The 2,257-nt window shown below is 57.0% G+C and carries 2 protein-coding genes; both read right to left on the bottom strand.

Features of this window, described 5'->3' with window-relative positions:
• Positions 1-6: 6 nt before the first annotated feature.
• The gene (locus VGM55_RS24920; RefSeq protein ID WP_331637053.1) at positions 7-1,461 is read right to left on the bottom strand and encodes an IS701 family transposase; all 1,455 of its coding nucleotides are present in this window, start codon (positions 1,459-1,461) and stop codon (positions 7-9) included.
• Between the two features lie 543 nt (positions 1,462-2,004).
• A partial coding sequence (locus VGM55_RS24915; RefSeq protein ID WP_331637052.1) for a hypothetical protein occupies positions 2,005-2,257 on the bottom strand: 253 nt, incomplete at its 5' end.

Raw genomic sequence — 2,257 nt, 5'->3', positions numbered from 1 at the left:
CTAGTACTACTCTGTTAGTTTCTCCTGGGAAGGAAGGACTCGATTTGCTGGGTGTGGAGCAACCAGCAGATGAGATCCTGGAACAGCCAGAGCAGCACCTGCCGATGCACGCCAGGCAGCGAGCTTCGTGTGCCGGAGGGGGGAAAAAGCCTTCCCCGCAGGCGGAGGAAGGGTGAGACGTTGGAGCATCAGAAAGCTGTAAGCCAGCATGACGAGAGCCAGATGCCGATGTAAGCCCTGCCAACTGCGCCCCTGGTAATGATCCAGGCCGCATTCCTGTTTGGCGTCTTCATAAAACTGCTCGATGACCCAACGCGCATGTGCGAGCAGAACGAGGCGTTGCAATGAGGCATCTTCAGGCAGGACGCTAAACCAGTATTTGATCTGCTCTTTTTCTTTCTCCTGCGGCGCGTCCTGGGTGGGTTGCGGGGAAGCTTCGACCGTTTCGGGCACGGGACGTTCGGCCAGCAACCAGCCTTGGGGTCCGGTGTGCACGCGGCTGTGGCTGGTACTGTGCAAAGCAGAGCCAGTCGCCCAATGGACCCGGATGGCCACCGCTTGGATCTGCATCGTGCCTTTCGTGCCCTTGCGCCACGGAATGGTTTGCCAGGCAGAAGTAGGCAACGCCTCAATGAGTTGCTTGACCGTATACAAGGGGGCAGGACGGGGCTTGCGTGGCTGCCCACGTCCGCTGTAGACGGGCGTCTGGGCAGCAGTCGCGGCAACCTCATCGGGCAAACGGCAGCCGAACGTGCTCTCCACCGCACAGACATAGGGGACCTGGCGCGCGTCGAGTCCGCGGAGAAAGTTGGGGTTGTCTCCATAGCCCGCATCCACCACGACTGCCTGGATGGGCACTTCCCATTGCCGCGCGCGATCCAGCAACCCCAAGGCAATCTCCGGTTTGGTTTGCTGGCTGATCTCCTCTGGCACCCGCGCCTGTTTGCGCCGCTTGGGATCTTCTGTCCAAGACTCCGGTAAAAACAGTTGGGCACTGATGGGAAAATGAAACGGCGTGGAGCTTTCGGGATCGTCGGCCAGGTATTCCGCACTGACGACCACCTGACAACTCCCAATTTTGCCGAGCGTTCCCGAATACTGCGGGGCCACGCCGACCGAGGCTGGCCCTTTCTTGGGCAGTCCAGTATCATCAAAGACCAGGATGCCCTCGGTCACTGGATGCATCTCCAGCAGCCGTTTCACACGCGCTTTGTCCAATTCCAGCGGGTCCCAGGCCGCGTCGGTCAGCAGGTGTTGCAAACGTTCAAGGGAGGTTCCGGCGATCACCTCCGCGATGGTCTCACACGTTTTGTGGGGCAGATCGCTGAGCAGCCCAGTCACATAGCGCTCCATGCTGTCTCGGCTCGTGTGTCGGCGGAACAGCGGGGCAAAGGGCTCCAAGAAAGTCGCCAGTTCGGGTAAGGGTTGGGGTGAGGCTTTCGGCACTCGGGTCTTGTTCATGTCTCCATTGTACCACAGAAACTAACAGAGTAGTACTAGTACTGCTTTGTTAGTTTCTCTGAAGCAAATTTCGCTCAGGCATGGTGGCAGGGCTTATTGTTTTTGTGGTGATTGCTAAAAAGCAGTTTTAATCAGTCGGTTCTACAGGCTGACTGAATCCGAACTAACAAAGCAGTACTAGAAGGCTGCTTGTATTGCTGTCTGCAGAGCGGTAAAACGTTGGAGAAAAGCGTGTCGTTGTTCGAGGAGAGGGACCGTTCTGCCAAAGGGTTGTTTGAGTTCTGACAGAACTGACCACTTCAATAGCCTGGGAAGCCGATTTCCACTGCTGAGTAGTTCCACGCTGGGAAACGTACTCAAAAAAGGAAGCGTTCTCCTGAGAGCGCTTCCTTCCTTGCTTCAGAGGCTTCACCTTTTCCCGACAATTTGGGAGGATCGATAGCGCGAATCCTCCCATCTGTCGTATGAATTACCCCTGGGAAACGTACTCAAATGACCTCGCGTGCGCGCGAAAGCGTGCGAGCAAACGGTCGAGAGCGAGAATTAGCTGGCAGCCGCTGGTAAAACCTGCTCTTTGAACAGTTGCAGGGTTTCGATATCGCCCGGCACGAGGATGATGATAAAATACTGCATACCGGAGCGGACGAGGGCGCGATAGAACTCAATCGCTGTCTCGACCGTTGCGATCATGGCGGCAGGTTCCATCATGCTGCGCAGCGGAGGCGGCATCAGATCGAGTTTGGCGGCAGCCTCTGCCTGGGTTTTTCCCAGCAGCAGGGGAATCATGCTGTGGGTG

The sequence above is a fragment of the Cedecea sp. genome (assembly GCF_036500665.1).
GTDB lineage: Bacteria > Pseudomonadota > Gammaproteobacteria > Enterobacterales > Enterobacteriaceae > Cedecea.
Note: the sequence above shows the minus strand (reverse complement) of the source record. Positions and strands in the feature narration are given on the sequence as shown.